This is a genomic window from Microcoleus sp. BM001215392, from assembly GCF_036700185.1.
In the GTDB taxonomy this organism is placed as follows: domain Bacteria; phylum Cyanobacteriota; class Cyanobacteriia; order Cyanobacteriales; family Microcoleaceae; genus Microcoleus.
Map to the genome: position 1 here is coordinate 1 of NZ_JAUBOJ010000135.1, position 2,005 is coordinate 2,005.

1 protein-coding gene is annotated in these 2,005 nt (G+C 45.7%); it reads left to right on the forward strand.

Going from position 1 to position 2,005, the window contains the following annotated elements:
- On the forward strand, window positions 1-2,005 hold a 2,005-nt coding region (locus tag QT974_RS16020), incomplete at both ends, for an FG-GAP-like repeat-containing protein (protein ID WP_333469452.1).

The following is a 2,005-nucleotide window of genomic DNA, read 5'->3' on the forward strand; positions in this document are numbered from 1 at the left end:
GTTTGTCCGCAAGTCCGCCGGGGATTTAAATCCCCGTCTCATAGCGAAAGTCGGTTGAAACCGACTGCTTGCAGCATTGTCAATAAGCCTTTTATGAACAGGCAAGATGCCTGTTCCACAAAAGATAAATTTTCTTGTGGAACAGGCATCTTGCCTGTTGCTGAAAATGGTGCAATATCTCAGTTGAAATCGACTGAAAACCATGCCGCTATTCAGTCCTCTTTAGAGGACTTTCGCTATGAGACGGGGGTTTTAACCCCCGGCGGATCTGATAAATGCGTGATCGATGATGAATGCGCCATCAATGATGAACACGCAGTAGATGATGAACACGCGGTAGATGATGAAAGTGCGATCGATCGTGACGGCTTCAGCTTCATCCAGCGGATTGCCCAACTTACAAATACAAACGTTGCCGCTTCCAAAAATCTCACGGGAAGCGCAGCAAAAGGTGGCGACTGGGAACTGGAAGTAAGAACTGGAAAAATCAAAACACCGCTAGTATTTCAGGAAGATACGATCGCAAATTACGGCCATGTTCTCTCCAGCTTCAGTGCTGCTACTAACTATAATGCCGGCTTGGCTGCGACAGCAACTCCTGTCAAGATTGATACGGATGATTTGAACGGCGACGGTTTTCTCGACTTAGCTGTAGCAAACTTGGGTTCGAGAGATATTTCCATATTGTTGGGGACGGGTACGGGCAGCTTTGGTACTGCTAGCAACTTATTTAACCCCGGCAACGAGAATCCCTTTTCCATTGCAATACGCGACTTGAATGGAGATGGCAAACTCGATTTAGCTGTGGCGAATCCGATTAGTGAGGGTAACGGCGGTTTCGTTTCCATCCGATTGGGGACGGGTAATGGTAGTTTTAGCAATCCTACCAATTTCGGTGAAGGAATAGATCCTAAGTCGATCGCAGTCGGGGATTTTAATGGAGATGGCAAGTTAGATTTAGCTACAGCAAGTGCGCATAGTAACAACCTTTCCATGCTTTTAGGAGACGGTACTGGTAGCTTTAGCACTCCCATTAATATTATTAATTCAGCAGCATCTCTTGATGTTACCACAGCCGACTTAAATGGCGACGGTAAACTCGATTTAGTCTCGTCGAACAATGAGTCTACTAACAACATCTCAGTTTTATTAGGAGATGGTATCGGGAACTTTAGCGCCCCCGTTAACTTTAGCGCGGGGACAGGCAATCACTTTATCACCACAGCCGATTTGAATGGCGACGGCAAACTCGATCTCGTTGCCGCATCTAACAGTATCTCTAATGAGAGTATCTCCGTTTTGTTGGGGGATGGTAAGGGTAATTTTGGTATTGCAACTAACTTTAGTGTTGGATTATCTCCCGAAGCTGTCGTTGCGGGCGACTTTAACAGCGATGGCAAAATCGATTTAGCCACGTCTAATGGCGGTTCTCACAATGTCTCAGTTTTGTTGGGAAACGGTACGGGCAGTTTTGGTACTGCCACCAATTTTAGTGTAGGAACATATCCTCGGTTTCTCACTGCGGGAGATTTTAATACTGATGGCAAATTGGATTTAGCGACACCAAATTTTACCACTCAAGATGTCTCTGTTCTGCTAAATTTGGCTGCAAATTTTGGGGCTGCTAACTATAGTGCGATCGAAGGAAGCACTGATACGATAGTTAATTTACCTGTAACTCTGAATGCTATTCCTGCTGTCGATGTCACAAGTGCGATCGTACTTAACCCCAGTAGCACTGCTACACCAAATTCAGACTATACCTTTTCGCCTACAACTGTTAGTTTCCCAGCAGGTACAACCAATCTCACTCAGAATGTTGCAGTCACTATCAAAGCTGACAATATTCCAGAAAACAGCGAAATAGTTGTTCTCAATTTAGGCAGTATTACAGGAGGTTCTGCGGGTACAATCCCTCAAACCACACTAACTATTAACGACACTGGGGCGACGCCGACACCAACACCAGTCACGCCAACGCCAACACCAGTCACGCCAACGCCAA